Origin of the sequence: Rhizobium aethiopicum, assembly GCF_900094625.1 — a bacterium.
Classification (GTDB): domain Bacteria; phylum Pseudomonadota; class Alphaproteobacteria; order Rhizobiales; family Rhizobiaceae; genus Rhizobium; species Rhizobium aethiopicum.
Genome location: NZ_FMAJ01000023.1, coordinates 22,199 through 36,761, shown reverse-complemented (window position 1 = coordinate 36,761; position 14,563 = coordinate 22,199). Strand labels below are relative to the sequence as shown.

Genomic DNA, 14,563 nt, shown 5'->3' with positions numbered 1-14,563 from the left:
ATCAACACGGTCGACCAGGGAACGCAGCCGTGGTCGAAGAGCAAACGGCTGCGGGCATGCGCTTGGGCGAGAGGCCGCTGCGCTCTTCAAGCTCGAGGAAGATGGAAATTGAGTCTCCGTCTCTGAAGGAGCGTGATCCTTCGACGACGGACGCTTGGAAAGCGCAGCGTGCCCATACAGTATGGGGCGGCGGCCGTTGCCTGAAGTATTGAGAAGAATTCTGATCAGCGTGAGATAGACCGTACGAGAGTTCCTGCCAAGGCTTTCGGAGGACCGGTTTGAGATTCAATCTTCACGGTCGGAGGCAGGCCCGTTCCACGCCGTCAGCTTCGCGGAGACCCTGCTTCCCGCTGAAATCATCAGGCAATACCGGAGATCGCGCCGCCCTGGTGGCGACGGAAGGGCAGGAGGTTGGCCGATTATTGCGGCGCCTGAAAATCTTCCGCTTCCCCACGCCCTTACGCCGGAGCCGGTTGGGCGCAGCCGCGGTGGTGGGAGCCGAGGCCGACGGCAAATGCTGCGCTGCCGAAAAAATCGCCAAGCACTCAGCTGCGCGTTTTTTCGGCATGCCCCATTGACAATTCATCCCCGATGGCACTTGATACATTATTCCAGTAAAACAGACATACGTCCATTATACTGGAACGATGGGAACCAATCCATAAGGGGAACGCCATGACCATTTCCTTTCGCACCGGCGTGATGTCGCTCGCCGCCGCCGCGCTGCTCTCCACGCCTGCATTGGCCGACGGCAGCAAGCTCGATGAAGTGCTGGCCCGCGGCCACCTCGTCCTCGGCACGGGCAGCACCAACGCGCCCTGGCACTTCAAGAGCGCCGACGACAAGCTTCAGGGCTTCGATGTCGACATGGGCCATATCATCGCCAAGGCGCTGTTCGGCGATCCTGAGAAGATCGAGTATGTCAATCAGTCCTCGGACGCCCGCATCCCGAACATCACCACCGACAAGGTCGACATTACCTGCCAGTTCATGACCGTTACCGGCGAACGCGCCCAGCAAGTCGCCTTCACCATTCCCTATTATCGCGAGGGTGTCGGCCTGATGCTCAAGGCGGACGGAAAATATGCAGATTATGCCGCGCTGAAGACTGCCGGCTCCTCGGTGACCATCTCGGTTCTCCAGAACGTCTATGCCGAAGCTATGGTGCACGCCGCATTGCCGGAGGCGACCGTCGACCAGTACGAATCCGTCGATCTGATCTATCAGGCGCTGGAGTCCGGGCGCGCTGATGCCGCTGCCACGGACCAGTCGTCGCTCGCCTGGTACATGACGCAGAACCCGGGACGCTATAAGGATGCCGGTTACGGTTGGAACCCACAGACCTATGCCTGCGCCGTCAAGCGCGGTGATCAGGACTGGCTGAACTTCGTCAACACCGCTCTTCACGAGGCAATGACCGGTGTCGAGTTCGACTTCTATGCCAAATCCTTCAAGACCTGGTTCGGCAAGGATCTGGCGCCGCCGCAGATCGGCTTCCCCGTCGAATTCAAGTGACCGCGATGCGAAGCGGGAGCTCACTCCCGCTCCGCTGGAACAGGATGATCTTGGTCCAGGTCGGGCCAAGATCTGGCTCCGCTTCTGAATCGAATGGTTGGAGCATGACGCCGTCTCGGCCGCTCATAGGTTCGGCGGCATGCTCTGGTCTGAAAGGACCCGCATGGGTTACACGCTGAATTTCGCTGCCGTCTGGCGCAATTTCGACTTTCTGTTAAGTGGACTTGCCCTCAGCCTCGGCCTTGCAGTGATCTCGATCCTGATCGGGGCCGCAATCGGACTTGTCGTGGCTTTCGCGCTGACGTCCAGGAGCCGTTTTGCGCTCGTGCCGGCGCGTGTCTATGTCACTGTCATTCGCAACCTGCCGATTCTCGTCCTGGTGCTTTTCGCCTTTTTCGCGCTGCCGCAGATGGGCTTGCGCCTCGACAAGATGAAAAGCTTCGTGCTGGTTCTCTCGCTTTATTCCGGCGCCTATCTCGCCGAGGTGTTCCGCGCCGGATTGCTGTCCATCCCGAGAGGATTGACCGAAGCCGGCCTCGCCATCGGCCTGACGGGGATGCAGATCCGCAGCTCGATCATCGCGCCGCTGATGCTGCGCAACGTGCTGCCATCGCTCTCCTCGACGATCATCTCGCTTTTCAAGGACACCTCGCTCGCCGCCGCCATCGCCGTGCCCGAACTGACCTTCGCCGCCCGCAAAATCAATGTCGAGAGCTTCCGCGTCATAGAAACCTGGATGGTTACATCAGCGCTCTATGTCGCGACCTGTTTCCTCATCGCCGCCGTGATGCGCCTCGTCGAGCGCCGTCTGGCCCTGCCGAGATAGTCCCGATGTCTCACACGTTTCTCGAACAACTCTGGATCGCCCGCTACGTCATCATGAACGGCATGGCCATGACGGTGTCGATCTCTCTGCTGGCCATTCTCGCAGGCTCCGTCCTCGGCGTTTTTGTCGGTCTGGCGCTGGTTTACGGCGGCTTTGTCTTGCGTCTGGCCGTGCGCGCCTACACCGATATCATTCGTGGCACGCCGGTGCTCGTGCTCGTGCTGGCAAGCTATTATGTCTCCGCTGCGGCCGGTCTCGATCTCGGACCTTTCTCCGCCGGAGTCCTCGCCCTTGCCGTCTTCTGCTCTTCCCACGTCGGCGAAATCGTGCGCGGAGCGCTTCAAGCGATCCCGAAGGGCCAGACCGAAGCCGCCAAGGCGATCGGCCTGACCTTTACCCAGACTTTCACCTCGGTGCTGTGGCCGCAGGCCATGCGCCAATGCCTGCCGGCCTGGGTGAATACGGCGGCCGAGATGGTGAAGGCCTCGACGCTGCTTTCCGTCATCGGCGTCGCGGAGCTTCTCCTGCGCACGCAAGAGATCATTTCCCGTAATTTCATGAGCCTCCAGTTCTATTTTCTGGCCGGCGGTCTCTATTTCATCGTCAACTACGGCATCGAGCACTTCGGCAAATATGTCGAGCGCAAGACCGCCCTGCCGTCCTGAGGAGACTTCCCGATGGCCAAGACCATTCTCGACATCAAGGGTCTGCGCAAGACTTATGGCATCCACGAAGTGCTCAAGGGAGTCGATTGCGCCGTCCAGGAAGGCGAGGTCATCTCCATCATCGGCTCGTCCGGCTCCGGCAAGACCACCTTGCTGCGCTGCGTCAACATGCTGGAGGAATTCCAGGGCGGCACGATCAACCTCGACGGCGAGGAGATCGGCTACCGTGTCGACGGTGCGAGCCGGCGGCGCAAGAGCGAGAAGGAGATTGCACGCCAGCGTGCGCTGACCGGCATGGCATTTCAGCAGTTCAATCTCTTCCCGCATATGAGCGCGGCCGAAAACGTCATGCTCGGCCTCGTCAAGGTGAAGAAGATGACGAATCCGGAAGCCCGCGCGATTGCTGAAAGATGGCTCGACCGGGTCGGCCTCGCCGCCCGCGCCAATCATTACCCCGGCCAACTCTCCGGCGGCCAACAGCAGCGGGTTGCAATTGCCCGCGCGATCGCCATGTCGCCGCGGTTGATGCTGTTCGACGAAGTGACCTCCGCGCTCGACCCGGAACTGGTGGGCGAAGTCCTGCAGGTGATCAAGGGGCTTGCTGCCGACGGCATGACGATGCTGCTCGTCACCCATGAGATGCGTTTCGCCTACGAGGTTTCGTCCCGCGTGATCTTCATGAACCAGGGCGTCATCTGCGAGGAGGGCGATCCGAAGGAAATGTTTGTGCGCCCGAAGACCGAACGGTTGGCGGAATTTCTCAAAACGTCGAGCTTCAACTAGAGAGGCGATGGTGATGGCTTCGCCCCCGTCACACATGCTCCGGTCCCGATCGCCGGGGTCGGATCAAGTCGGTCGATCTTGAGCGTCGGCGGCATCGGCGACAGGGGCAATGTCGGGGAAGGGCGCGCGCTCGCACAAATTATGGTCAGTCTGCACTCCCGGCAGGCAAATTTCCGCGAAAAATCCATGACAGCTTGAAAATCCCGAACGCGGGGATTTTGGCACGAGCTTTGCTTTCTGTCTTGTATGCAAGATAGCCACACATCCGAGACCACGCAGAAGTCCATTGAGGCAACCATCGTTTCCGGGATCCTTTCTGCCAAGATTCGGCCTGGGACGCGTCTTGGCGAGAACCAGCTGGCAGGGCTGTTCGGCGTGTCGCGAACCCGCGTCCGTGAAGCCATGATGCGCCTGGAGACACGTGGCATCGTGCATGTCAGCCCTCGGCGAGGCTGGTTCGTTGTCGAGCCGTCCGCTGAAGATGCAATTGCCGTCTATGAGGCAAGGCGTGTCGTCGAGGCCGGATTGCTGCGCAGCATGGGCGTACTCACAGACGAGGGACGCAAGGCGCTCGAAACCCATCTGAACGAGGAAAGAAATGCAATGGCCGCAGGCGACCGCCAGCGCCTGACCTATTTGATGGGCGATTTCCACATTCGTATCGCGGAATTGAGCGGGAACGCCATCATCGTCGATATCCTGCGCGACCTGACCGCAAGGACCATCCTCATTTCAATGCTCTATCAATCCGAATTTCATGCGGTGCAGTCCCACGAGGGACATTGCCGCATTTTCGAGGCGATGCAGGCAGGTGATTTCGTCAGAGCTGCTGCGCTCTCCGTCGAACATCTCGATGAAGTCGAAATGGGCCTCGATCTCACTGCGCGTCCGGATCCGCTTTCGGATCTGCGCAATTCCCTGTCGCTTCCGCCAAAGAGCGCCTCCTCCCTTTCCCAACAGCCAGACCTCAAACCCACAAGTTCAAAGGAGCAATGAATCCATGCTGACAAGACGAGTCTTCTTCGCAATCGCCGCTCTCGCCGCGACCTTCAGCCTCAACTCGCCGTCTCACGCCGATGCTCTCGCCGACATTACGGCGCGCGGCACGCTGCGTGTCGCTGTCCCGCAGGATTTCCCGCCTTTCGGCAGCGTCGGCACCGACATGGCGCCGATGGGCTATGATATCGACATGGCCAACCTCATTGCCGAAAAGCTCGGCGTCAAAGCCGAGCTCGTGCCGGTCACAAGCGCCAACCGCGTCCCCTACCTGCAGACCAACAAGGTCGACCTCGTCATATCGAGCCTCGGCAAGAATCCGGAGCGCGAGAAGGTGATCGATTTCTCGGTCGCCTACGCGCCCTTCTTCAACGGCGTGTTCGGGCCGGCCGATCTTTCGATCGCCAAGGCTGAAGATCTCGCGGGCAAGAGCATCGGTGTCACGCGCGGCGCCGTGGAGGATCTCGAGCTGACGAAGATCGCGCCGGCCGATGCGACGATCAAGCGTTACGAGGACAATAACGGCACCATCTCGGCCTTCCTGTCCGGCCAGGTCGACATTATTGCCACCGGCAACGTCGTGGCCGCCGCAATCCTCGCCAAAAATCCTCCCAAGCGCCCTGAGCTGAAGTTCCTCATCAAGAACTCGCCCTGCTACATCGGCCTCAACAAGGAACAATCCGCGCTTCTGGAAAAGGTGAACGGCATTGTCACCGCAGCCAAAACCGATGGCACGCTGAACGCTATATCGCAGAAGTGGCTCGGCACCGATCTGCCGTCCGATCTGTAAGGAAATCCGGGTCTTGCGCATGTCTCCCGCGCCCGCGGGATGACATGCGCTCCGTCACCGCAAGAGGGGAGATTCCTTGAGCTACCATTTCGAATTCGGCTGGCTGCTGCAATATTACCCTGAGATCCTCAAGGGCATACTGATCACCTTCGAGCTTATCGCGGTCGGCGGGGTGCTCGGTATTTCTCTCGGCATCTTCTGCGCCTGGGTGCGGGCGCTCGGCCCCGCCTGGCTGAAGCCTGTCGTCGCCGCCTATGTCGAACTGATCCGCAACACGCCGTTCCTGATCCAGCTTTTCTTCATCTTTTTCGGCCTGCCATCGCTTGGCCTCCAGCTTTCCGAACTGACGGCCGCCAATCTGGCGATGGTCGTCAATCTCGGCGCCTATAGCTGCGAGATCGTCCGTGCCGGCATTCAGGCTACGCCGAAGGGGCAGTTCGAGGCCGGCGAAAGCCTTGCGATGTCGCGTTTCGAAACCTTCCGCCATGTCGTGCTCGTGCCGTCACTGCAGCGCATCTGGCCGGCGCTTTCCTCCCAAGTCGTCATCGTCATGCTCGGTTCAGCGGTCGTGTCGCAGATCGCCGCCGAGGATCTGACCTTTGCCGCGAACTTCATCCAATCGCGAACCTTCCGCGCCTTCGAGGCCTATATCGTCTCGACATCAATCTATCTCGCGCTGGCGATCCTGCTCCGTCAGGTGCTGGGTCTGATCGGCTCGTTCATTTTCCCGAGGAGAGCAGCACGATGATCACGTTCACGCTCTGGGACATCCTGCGCAACCTGCTGCTCGCCACCCGCTGGACGATCCTTCTTTCGCTTGTCTCGTTCGTTGGCGGCGGTTTGGTTGGCCTGGGCCTGCTGTTCCTGCGCATCAGCAGGCGCAAGGCCGGCCGGGCATTCGCGAAATATTATATCGAGCTCTTCCAGGGCACGCCGCTGCTGATGCAGCTCTTCATCGCCTTCTTCGGTCTCGGCCTCTTCGGAATAGACGTGCCGGCCTGGCTTGCCGCGGGATTGGCGCTGATCCTGTGGAGCGCGGCCTTCCTGACCGAGATCTGGCGAGGCTGCGTCGAAGCGGTTGCTAGGGGGCAATGGGAAGCCTCCGCCAGCCTCGGCATGGGCCGCCTGCAGCAGATGCGCTATGTCATCCTTCCGCAGGCGCTGAGGATCGCCATACCGCCGACCGTCGGTTTCTCCGTTCAGGTCGTCAAGGGAACGGCGCTGACCTCGATCATCGGCTTCGTCGAGTTGTCGAAAGCCGGCACAGTGGTGACCAACGCCACCTTCCAGCCCTTCACCGTCTATGGGCTTGTCGCGCTCATCTATTTCGCCCTTTGCTGGCCCTTGTCGAAAAGCAGCCAGATCCTGGAGAGGAAGCTCAATGTCGCTCATCGAAATCACTGACGTCCGCAAGAGCTACGGATCCAACGAGGTGCTGAAAGGCATCAACCTGAATGTCGAACCTGGCGAGGTCATCGCCATTATCGGCAAGAGCGGCTCGGGCAAATCGACCCTGCTTCGCTGCATCAACGGCCTGGAGACCATCACCGACGGATCCATCTCCGTGGCCGGCGCACAGCTGCTTGATGACGAAGTGCATCTGAAGGCGCTGCGCCTCAAGGTCGGCATGATCTTTCAGCAATTCAACCTTTTCCCGCATCTGACGGCCGGCGGCAATGTCATGCTGTCGCAGACCGTGGTCAAGAAGACCCCCAAAGCCGAAGCGGAAGCGACCGCCCGCAAGATGCTGGAGCGGGTGGGTCTGGGCCACAGGTTCGATGCCTATCCGGACGAACTCTCGGGCGGGCAGCAGCAGCGCGTCGCCATCGCCCGCGCGCTCGCCATGCAGCCGACAGCCCTTCTCTGCGACGAGATTACCTCGGCGCTCGATCCCGAGCTGGTGGCTGAAGTTCTGGCCGTCGTGCGCGAGCTTGCGGCCGAGGGAATGACGCTGCTGATGGTCACGCACGAAATGCGCTTCGCCCGCGACGTCTGCAGCCGCGTCGTTTTCATGCATCAGGGCAGGATTCATGAAGCAGGCCGGCCGGAGGATGTCTTCGCCAATCCCCAGACTGCCGAGCTCAGGCAGTTCCTCGGTCTCAGCTGAAAAACCGGCAGGATCGTGGAAATGAATGTAAGGCTTTCCAGCGGTTGTGTCGTCGTACGGTTGGTGGCGAATGACTACCGCCATTCCTTGGTGAGAAATCCCCACCGACCTTGAACGGGGTCGCTTTGGGGGATGGGTAATGACGAGATTGTTGCGAGCATTTCGCTTGATGCAGCCGAAGTCCGAATGTCGGCATGCTGTCCCTCAGGATAAGCGCCGACGACCTGGAAGTCCGACGTGCTGCCGAGATTTTTGTGCCCTGTTCCGGCTGGAAGCACCAGACAGTCCCCCGCCGTCACCTTTATTGCTCGACCGCCGGGACCGCCAATTAGAAGGGTTGCGCTACCCGTTTCCACACCGAGCACCTCATGTGCGCTGCTATGATAGTGCTGATAATCGAAGACACCGTTTGTCCAGATGCCTGTCCAACCGTTTCCTGCGAAGCGATTTTGGAAATCACAGGATCCGTCCTCGCCAGAAAGCCCCTTGTAGATCAACACAGGAAATCGCGGATTGTTGGGGACCCAGTCGCTCGGCTCGAAAATTGTCGTTTCGACGCGCATGTTAAATGCCTGGCTTGTCATCGATTGTCGCTGCCCGTCGAGATTCACTGAGCGTCTAAAGGCGCTTCCCTGACGTCGGCGTCAGAAAACGAAACTTTGGTGATTGCCAAAGGTTCCTCGATGCGCGGCAGCTTCGGAGAGGATAGCGGAGACCTGGCAGCAGGTCGCCTGTGCTCCGCGCTCCAAGGAAGCCCATGAGAGGGCGCTTTGCGCCCCCCAATCCGACTGTGCGGTCGCCTCGGCTAGTCAGTGGCTCAGCATCTCATCGGCGATCTGCTTCCCATTCAGGCTCGCGGGGTAGTAGGTCGGCCAGTTGGTGACCTCGTTCAGTAGCGCGGCACGGTCATTGCCCCAATAAAGATGGTAGTGGTCGGCCTTCTCGGGGGCGACGATGTGGTCGCTGAACTGGATGAACCGTGGAGCGGCGTCGTCGCCGGCGCTTTTCCTGAAGATGAAACGGACGCCTCGATTACCCTTGTTGTAGGTAAGAATTTCGTGCCCATCCGTCTCGTAGTCTCCAGTGACGGACTCCTTGCCTCGGAAAAAGGTGACTTTCTTTCCATCGATGACGATCCGGTCGACGTCGGTCTTGTATCCCTTCTCGTAGTAGGCACGATATTCTCCGGCGCTCTTGTCGCCATGTTTCGCCTTGTCGGCCATGACCGGATCCAAGGTTCCGTCGACAAGATAGGCGTAGACCGACTGCCAATCGCCTTCCCAGTCCGACAGTTCACGCGCCTTTACCTGATCGTCATGGAAATACCCATCATACACCGACTCTTGTTTATCGTGGGAATGGCTGTGGTTGTGATTGTTTCCCGAAGATGTCTCAGCGCCTGCCATTCCTGCAAAAGTTAATGTTGCGGATAAGGCCAGAGCGTAGCTGATTGTCGTGATCGCCTTGTTCATTCGTTGATACCCTTTTTATTTGGCCGGCACGGCTCGTGCTGTGATGTAATAACATTACAAAAGCCGATTAGCGTGTTTCGACGGCAGGCGCAAGGCCGGGATTACAGGCGTCGTATATTTTTCGACTTGCTTGGGCTGCAACGTCAGAGCTTGACGTGCGGCCGCTCTGTCTTCGATCTCTCCGACAGGGCGGCCGTCCGGGAATTGTCAATTCTTGTTGCCGGGGGGCGGGGGGAGCAAGACGGGCTCGGCCGAATGCTTTGGTGCCATCAGCTGTGCAAGGATGTCGTCGGCCGATTCGCTAGAACCGCCAATCCCGGCCTCGCGCAGCTGACGATCGAGATCGCCGCCGTTTTCCAGCGCGGCCAGTTCGGCACCGGCTTCGATGCGCCCGGCGGTAATTTCCTGGCGCTTCTTGATGCGTTCGAGACTTTGGACGGCGCTGCCGAGACGGGTGTTGATGCCCGACTGGTTATGGGCAATTGCCGACTGGGCGCGCAGCAGCGACTCGTTGGCTTTGACATTCTCCACCTCGCGCTTCATCTGAGCAATGCGCGATTCTGTTTCCTGGATCGTGCGCAGCATCTGCTGCTGGCGCGGCAGCAGCCGATCGAGCTCTTCCTGATCTCGCTGCATTTCGGCGCGACTGGTGGCAATGCGCTGAGCGAGACCCTGCGCGAGATCCGTCCGGCCGGCAGAGATTGCCGCGCGGGCGCTGTCGGTGTCCTTGGCTTCCTTCGCGCGGTTTTCTTCGAGCCGGCGCATGACGCTCTTGTTCGAGGCCATGATGCCGGCCAGATCGGATCGCGCCCGGCGCAGCGACTGTTCGGCATCGCGGATTTCCTGGTCGAGAATGCGCATCGACTGGCTGTCGGCGGCCGCTTCCGCTGCCTCGTTAATGCCGCCGCGAATGGCGGTGAAAATCTTTCCCCAGGTGCTCACGCTGCAATCTCCCCGCTTTTCCATTCTTCAATCATGTGTGCCGCATCGACTGCATTGGCAGCCAGAATGGCGACCTCCTCGACCACGGTCTCGGCCGACGAGCGTGTCGACAGCGAGCCGAACAATTCGTACCATTCCTCACCGTCGATCGTGGTGATGCCGAAGCTCGACAGCGGCACGAACTTGTGCGTCTTGAGAACCATCCGTTCGAAGGCTTCCCGCTTGGGCACCTCCTTGCATGGCGCCAGGACAACGCTGACAAGAATATCGCGCTCTCCGCTCACCGCGACGAAGACGTCGAGATCGCCTCTTTCCTTAAGAGTTACGCAGAGGACGTCTCCATGTTCGGGTACGGCTACATCGACGTCGCCCAGCGCTTCCGGATCGGCCGCGAACAGGCGCGTTAAAGTGGTAAGGTTCCAGGTCTCCAAAAAGTCCTCCATCGGTTAGAGCGTCGAAAATATCTGGGTAGTCGGTCTACAACTTAAAGGTCTGGCGCGCGAAATAAATTTCGGTAGGCTACAGATTAGCAACGGGGGCGAATCGCTTGCCATTTATCGCTTCATTACTGCGGCGTGTATATCTGTCGCTCAGCGAATTGGCGTGGTCGGCTCTTCTTGTTATTCTCGTTGTCCATCTGGTTGCTTCCTACCTGCTCTTTTGGCTGGTCGGCGAAGGCGATCTCGTCGGCAGCCCGGTCGACTTTCTTTACTATTATATGGTGACGGCAACGACTGTCGGCTATGGCGATCTTTCCCCAAAATCGGGCCTCGGCCGGATCATCACCGTCCTGGTCGTTCTTCCTGGCGGCATTGCCATCTTTACCGCTGTTCTTGGCAAGTTGTTGACAGCCATCGGTACGATTTGGAGGAATCGCATGCGCGGATTGGGTGATTACAGCGAACGCACCGGCCATATCATCGTTTTGGGATGGCAAGAGGGGCAGACACACCAGACGCTGCGGCTGCTGCATTCCGAGCGGCATGCCAACGAACCGATGACTGTTCTGGTCGCCAAGGACCTGCCGGAAAATCCCGCCAGCAATTATGCCGACTATGTCCGCACGGAACGGCTTGCCGATGCGGACGCTTTGCTGCGGGCCGGAGTGGCCCAAGCGCGGGCGATCATCGCGCGCGGCGCAAATGACGACGAAACGCTGGCCGCGGTGCTGATCGCTGAGGATCATGCGCCCAATGCCCATATCGTGGCTTATTTCGCCGACGATCGGACAGCGCAGATGGTAAAGCAGCGTCGGCCGCGCGTCGAGGCGGTGGGTTCGCTCGCCGAGGAGCTTCTGTCGCGTGCCGCCCGTGATCCTGGCTCTTCGGAGATCGCCGCACGGCTGTTGTCGGCCGCCTCCACTGACACGGCCTTCTCCCTGGCGGTGCCGGCCTTGCAGACGCCGCTGTCCTATGGCGAGGTGTTTCTAAGCCTCAAGCGTCGGCATAATGTGACGCTCGTCGGCATGCTGAGCCAGGGCGTAACCGACCTGAATTGCCGGGACGAGACGCTGATGCGGGGCGGCGAGACCCTTTACTACATCAGCGGAATACGGCTAGATCCCGCTGCCATTGCCTGGGCTCGAATGGGAGACGTGACATGATCGGCTGGTTCGGCGGAAACAAGAATGAGAGGCCCTTGCTCGAAGAGCTTGGTCCGCTGAGCGCGGCCATCGGCGGGGCGCTCGAGATCGATTTCCTCTCCCTCGAAGCCGATGCTTTGGGCGGCGAGCCGGCCATGCCGCTGCCGCGAAGCGGGCCGTTCATCATTGCCGGCTACGGTGAGGTTCCGCTCGATGCCGCGACCGTTCTGTCGCGCTACTACGACGAAGAAAACCGGATGATTCAGGTGATGTCGGCGTCGGGCAAGCCGGGTGAAGCGATCGACGACATCAGCTTCTACCAGCCTTGGGACAGCGTCGTGCCTGCCGGCCAGAGCGAATGGAACCGCTGGACCGGGCCGGGCGGCCTGATCGGCCAGCCATCCTATGATGCCGATGGGATCCTCTATAAACGGTTCTGGGGCGACGGGCCGGAACGGGCGCAATTGGTGGAGTTTGTCGAAAAGGTCAGTGATGGCGAGGCGCAGCGCTCCATCCATCAGACTTGCATGTTGTATTACCGCCCACTTGGCTCGACTCGCGAGATGCTTCTGATCAACGTCGAGCGCGACCTCGATCTCGGACAGGCCCAGGCGGGCAGCTCGGTGGAATTTCTGATCGGTTATGGATTGGCTCCGGCAGACGTTCGCCGCGTCTGATGGACCTGTCAATTTCAACGGAGGACTTTTTCAATGCTCGATTACGTGGCGGGCCTGCCTGCCTTCCTCGGCTATTTCGCCGTCGGTCTTGCCGCCTACGGCGTTTTCGGGGTCATCTACACATTCTTGACGCCGCAAAAGGAAGTTCAGCTCATTCGCGCGGGCAATCTTGCGGCCGTCACGGCATTCTTGGGCGCGCTTGTCGGTTTCAGCCTGCCTCTGGCATCGGCCGCAGCCAATTCGGTCAGCATCGTAGACTACGTCATCTGGGCTGTCATAGGCATTCTGGCGCAGATCCTCGCTTTCTATATCGCGAACTTCACCATGAAGGACCTGCATGAAAAGATCACCGCCGACGATATCGCCGCGGGCATCTGGGGTGGGGGCATCGCGCTCGTCATCGGTATTCTCAACGCTGCCTGCATGACCTATTGAGGGAGGGAAAGATGCGCAGACGCATGAGCGGGCACAGGCGACCTTTCCTGGCCCTTGGCACCATCGCAGCCTCGACACTGGCCCTGTCCGGCTGTGGCGAGGAGGCTCCTTCGGACATCATGTTCACTTCCGTCGACCAATGCGTGGCGGCGGGCATGGATCGGCAGGTGTGTCAGGCCGGCTATCAGGATGCGATGCGCGCCCATCTCGCCGCCGCGCCACGCTTCAACGGCATGGCCGCCTGTGAGGCCGAATACGGCAAGGGGCAGTGCACCGAACAGCCGTCCAACACCGTCGCCAATAATAGCGGCGGAGGCGGTAGCTTCTTCGTCCCGTTCCTGGCAGGCTACATGCTGTCTTCGGCACTGAACAATATCGGCGACTATTACGACTATCGCCGGCGCCAGGAGCAGAGCGGCTCCTATTACGGCTCGACGCCGATCTATCGCAATCGCTCCGGGCAGACTGTCACAACCACTGTTCGCTCGGGCAGCGACAGCGTGACCGCACCCTCGCGCCAGAGTGTCAAGCCGGTCAACGTCAATACCCGCACCGTTGCCCGGCAAGGCTTCGGCGGCCGTTCGTCCTTCAGTTTCGGCGGATGACATGAAACGCATCACCCTTCCGGCGCGTCCTGATTGGCGTGACAAGGCGCGGGCCGTCGGCTTCGGATTTCACGTCATGTATGGCGAGCCTTACTGGCTCGACGATGCCGCCTATACGTTCACGCTCGATGAGATCGAGATGCAGATCGAAGAGCCGAGCCAAGAGCTGCACGACATGTGCATGGATCTGGTCGGCGAGATCGTCGGCAGCGAAGAGTCGCTCGACAGGCTGGCCATTCCGGACGACTTGCGCGATGTGGTGCAGCGGTCCTGGCAGCGCCGCGACCGGCACCTCTACGGCCGTTTCGATCTTGCTTATGATGGCAACGGCCCGGCCAAGTTGCTCGAATACAACGCCGATACCCCGACCTCGGTGTTCGAGACGGCCTATTTCCAGTTCAACTGGCTGACCGATCAGATCGCTTTGGGTGTTCTGCCCAAAGATGCGGACCAGTATAACTTCCTGCAGGAAAGCCTTGTCGAGGCGTTCGAGCAATTTCCCAAGGAGTCGATCTTCCACTTCGCTGCGATAACCGACAATGAGGAGGATCGAGGCACCACCGTCTACCTCATGGATTGTGCGGTGCAGGCGGGCCATCGCGTCGAGCTTCTGGACATTCGGGAGATCGGCATCGATGCGCAGGGCCGCTACACCGATCTCAAGGATCGGGTGATCGACCGCTGCTTCAAGCTGTACCCATGGGAGTTCATGCTGCGCGAGCCCTTCGCTCGCGAACTGGCGCGCTCTGGCGATGTTTTCGTCGAGCCCGCCTGGAAGGCCGTGCTCTCCAACAAGGGACTTCTTCCTCTGCTCTGGCAGCGCCATCCCAATCATCCCAATCTGCTGCCCAGCTATTTCGCCGACGACCCAGCGGCTTCGACCTTGACCGACTACGTGCGCAAACCGCTGTTGTCGCGAGAAGGCGAGAACGTCACGATATTTCGGGAGGGGAAGGAAGCGATTTCCGCGCCCGGCGATTATGGCGAAGAAGGCTTCATCGTTCAGGCCTATGCCCCGCTTTTCGAAAGCGATAGCGGCTTTGCCGTGCTCGGCAGCTGGATCGCCGGCGACCGCGCCTGCGGCCTTGCCGTCCGCGAGGACCGCTCGCGCATAACCGCAAATCTATCGCGTTTCGTGCCGCACGTCATAATCGGATCCTGATCCGCG

The 14,563-nt window shown here is 60.0% G+C and carries 18 protein-coding genes; 14 read left to right on the top strand and 4 right to left on the bottom strand.

The features are described from left to right. The first annotated feature begins 675 nt into the window (after nucleotides 1–675). From GA0061105_RS28725 to GA0061105_RS28685, 9 genes are all read left to right on the top strand, one after another. On the top strand, nucleotides 676–1,515 hold the full coding sequence (locus GA0061105_RS28725) for a transporter substrate-binding protein (RefSeq protein WP_064692994.1): 840 nt from the start codon (nucleotides 676–678) through the stop codon (nucleotides 1,513–1,515). A 163-nt stretch (nucleotides 1,516–1,678) separates the two neighbouring features. Next, complete coding sequence (locus GA0061105_RS28720; protein ID WP_092754400.1) at nucleotides 1,679–2,341, top strand: amino acid ABC transporter permease; 663 nt, start codon at nucleotides 1,679–1,681, stop codon at nucleotides 2,339–2,341. 5 nt (nucleotides 2,342–2,346) lie between these two features. Beyond that, complete coding sequence (locus GA0061105_RS28715; RefSeq protein WP_064692992.1) at nucleotides 2,347–3,006, top strand: amino acid ABC transporter permease; 660 nt, start codon at nucleotides 2,347–2,349, stop codon at nucleotides 3,004–3,006. 12 nt (nucleotides 3,007–3,018) lie between these two features. Next, nucleotides 3,019–3,789 (top strand): amino acid ABC transporter ATP-binding protein, encoded by a 771-nt coding sequence (locus GA0061105_RS28710; RefSeq protein ID WP_092754397.1) that lies wholly within the window; start codon nucleotides 3,019–3,021, stop codon nucleotides 3,787–3,789. A gap of 246 nt (nucleotides 3,790–4,035) precedes the next feature. Continuing rightward, nucleotides 4,036–4,785 carry a GntR family transcriptional regulator gene (locus GA0061105_RS28705; RefSeq protein ID WP_064692990.1) on the top strand — a complete coding sequence of 250 codons (750 nt, stop codon included), beginning with the start codon at nucleotides 4,036–4,038 and terminating at the stop codon, nucleotides 4,783–4,785. Nucleotides 4,786–4,789: 4 nt separating this feature from the next. Then, nucleotides 4,790–5,575, top strand: a complete 786-nt coding sequence (locus GA0061105_RS28700; RefSeq protein ID WP_092754394.1) for a transporter substrate-binding domain-containing protein — start codon at nucleotides 4,790–4,792, stop codon at nucleotides 5,573–5,575. Nucleotides 5,576–5,651: 76 nt separating this feature from the next. Continuing rightward, nucleotides 5,652–6,323 (top strand): amino acid ABC transporter permease, encoded by a 672-nt coding sequence (locus tag GA0061105_RS28695; RefSeq protein ID WP_064692988.1) that lies wholly within the window; start codon nucleotides 5,652–5,654, stop codon nucleotides 6,321–6,323. Next, nucleotides 6,320–6,979 carry an amino acid ABC transporter permease gene (locus GA0061105_RS28690; RefSeq protein ID WP_064692987.1) on the top strand — a complete coding sequence of 220 codons (660 nt, stop codon included), beginning with the start codon at nucleotides 6,320–6,322 and terminating at the stop codon, nucleotides 6,977–6,979. The genes GA0061105_RS28695 and GA0061105_RS28690 overlap by 4 nt, the downstream gene beginning before the upstream one ends. Continuing rightward, entirely contained in the window at nucleotides 6,957–7,682 is a 726-nt protein-coding gene (locus GA0061105_RS28685) for an amino acid ABC transporter ATP-binding protein (RefSeq protein WP_092754391.1), read from the top strand. The genes GA0061105_RS28690 and GA0061105_RS28685 overlap by 23 nt, the downstream gene beginning before the upstream one ends. A 74-nt stretch (nucleotides 7,683–7,756) precedes the next feature. On the opposite strand, the gene GA0061105_RS28680 is transcribed toward GA0061105_RS28685, so the two are convergent. From GA0061105_RS28680 to GA0061105_RS28665, 4 genes are all read right to left on the bottom strand, one after another. Continuing rightward, on the bottom strand, nucleotides 7,757–8,245 hold the full coding sequence (locus GA0061105_RS28680) for a cupin domain-containing protein (RefSeq protein ID WP_092754447.1): 489 nt from the start codon (nucleotides 8,243–8,245) through the stop codon (nucleotides 7,757–7,759). A 246-nt stretch (nucleotides 8,246–8,491) separates the two neighbouring features. Next, entirely contained in the window at nucleotides 8,492–9,154 is a 663-nt protein-coding gene (locus GA0061105_RS28675) for a ZinT family metal-binding protein (protein WP_092754388.1), read from the bottom strand. 207 nt (nucleotides 9,155–9,361) lie between these two features. Beyond that, nucleotides 9,362–10,096 carry a PspA/IM30 family protein gene (locus GA0061105_RS28670; RefSeq protein WP_064692984.1) on the bottom strand — a complete coding sequence of 245 codons (735 nt, stop codon included), beginning with the start codon at nucleotides 10,094–10,096 and terminating at the stop codon, nucleotides 9,362–9,364. Beyond that, on the bottom strand, nucleotides 10,093–10,539 hold the full coding sequence (locus tag GA0061105_RS28665; protein ID WP_064692983.1) for a YjfI family protein: 447 nt from the start codon (nucleotides 10,537–10,539) through the stop codon (nucleotides 10,093–10,095). The genes GA0061105_RS28670 and GA0061105_RS28665 overlap by 4 nt, the downstream gene beginning before the upstream one ends. 104 nt (nucleotides 10,540–10,643) lie before the next feature. Between GA0061105_RS28665 and GA0061105_RS28660 the strand changes: the two genes are divergently transcribed. Genes GA0061105_RS28660 through GA0061105_RS28640 form a run of 5 tightly spaced genes read left to right on the top strand, consistent with a single transcriptional unit; the run spans nucleotide 10,644 to nucleotide 14,557 of the window. After that, nucleotides 10,644–11,699, top strand: a complete 1,056-nt coding sequence (locus GA0061105_RS28660; RefSeq protein WP_064692982.1) for an ion channel — start codon at nucleotides 10,644–10,646, stop codon at nucleotides 11,697–11,699. Then, nucleotides 11,696–12,355, top strand: coding sequence for a YjfK family protein (locus GA0061105_RS28655; protein WP_092754385.1), 660 nt, complete (start codon nucleotides 11,696–11,698; stop codon nucleotides 12,353–12,355). Before GA0061105_RS28660 ends, GA0061105_RS28655 begins: the two co-directional genes overlap by 4 nt. 33 nt (nucleotides 12,356–12,388) lie before the next feature. Then, nucleotides 12,389–12,790: a DUF350 domain-containing protein gene (locus tag GA0061105_RS28650; protein WP_092754382.1), complete on the top strand. Its 402-nt coding sequence runs from the start codon at nucleotides 12,389–12,391 to the stop codon at nucleotides 12,788–12,790. 11 nt (nucleotides 12,791–12,801) lie between these two features. Then, nucleotides 12,802–13,395, top strand: coding sequence for a DUF1190 domain-containing protein (locus GA0061105_RS28645; protein ID WP_064692979.1), 594 nt, complete (start codon nucleotides 12,802–12,804; stop codon nucleotides 13,393–13,395). A gap of 1 nt (nucleotide 13,396) precedes the next feature. Beyond that, the gene (locus GA0061105_RS28640) at nucleotides 13,397–14,557 is read left to right on the top strand and encodes a glutathionylspermidine synthase family protein (RefSeq protein WP_092754379.1); all 1,161 of its coding nucleotides are present in this window, start codon (nucleotides 13,397–13,399) and stop codon (nucleotides 14,555–14,557) included. The last annotated feature ends 6 nt before the right edge of the window (nucleotides 14,558–14,563 follow it).

Excerpts from the sequence above, each read along its gene's own strand:
- GA0061105_RS28690 (WP_064692987.1), top strand. The coding sequence starts at position 6,320 with ATGATCACGTTCACGCTCTGGGACATCCTGCGCAACCTGCTGCTCGCC.
- GA0061105_RS28655 (WP_092754385.1), top strand. The coding sequence starts at position 11,696 with ATGATCGGCTGGTTCGGCGGAAACAAGAATGAGAGGCCCTTGCTCGAA.
- GA0061105_RS28650 (WP_092754382.1), top strand. The coding sequence starts at position 12,389 with ATGCTCGATTACGTGGCGGGCCTGCCTGCCTTCCTCGGCTATTTCGCC.
- GA0061105_RS28665 (WP_064692983.1), bottom strand. The coding sequence starts at position 10,539 with ATGGAGGACTTTTTGGAGACCTGGAACCTTACCACTTTAACGCGCCTG.
- GA0061105_RS28720 (WP_092754400.1), top strand. The coding sequence starts at position 1,679 with ATGGGTTACACGCTGAATTTCGCTGCCGTCTGGCGCAATTTCGACTTT.
- GA0061105_RS28705 (WP_064692990.1), top strand. The coding sequence starts at position 4,036 with ATGCAAGATAGCCACACATCCGAGACCACGCAGAAGTCCATTGAGGCA.
- GA0061105_RS28675 (WP_092754388.1), bottom strand. The coding sequence starts at position 9,154 with ATGAACAAGGCGATCACGACAATCAGCTACGCTCTGGCCTTATCCGCA.
- GA0061105_RS28685 (WP_092754391.1), top strand. The coding sequence starts at position 6,957 with ATGTCGCTCATCGAAATCACTGACGTCCGCAAGAGCTACGGATCCAAC.
- GA0061105_RS28640 (WP_092754379.1), top strand. The coding sequence starts at position 13,397 with ATGAAACGCATCACCCTTCCGGCGCGTCCTGATTGGCGTGACAAGGCG.
- GA0061105_RS28715 (WP_064692992.1), top strand. The coding sequence starts at position 2,347 with ATGTCTCACACGTTTCTCGAACAACTCTGGATCGCCCGCTACGTCATC.
- GA0061105_RS28680 (WP_092754447.1), bottom strand. The coding sequence starts at position 8,245 with ATGCGCGTCGAAACGACAATTTTCGAGCCGAGCGACTGGGTCCCCAAC.
- GA0061105_RS28725 (WP_064692994.1), top strand. The coding sequence starts at position 676 with ATGACCATTTCCTTTCGCACCGGCGTGATGTCGCTCGCCGCCGCCGCG.
- GA0061105_RS28710 (WP_092754397.1), top strand. The coding sequence starts at position 3,019 with ATGGCCAAGACCATTCTCGACATCAAGGGTCTGCGCAAGACTTATGGC.
- GA0061105_RS28645 (WP_064692979.1), top strand. The coding sequence starts at position 12,802 with ATGCGCAGACGCATGAGCGGGCACAGGCGACCTTTCCTGGCCCTTGGC.
- GA0061105_RS28700 (WP_092754394.1), top strand. The coding sequence starts at position 4,790 with ATGCTGACAAGACGAGTCTTCTTCGCAATCGCCGCTCTCGCCGCGACC.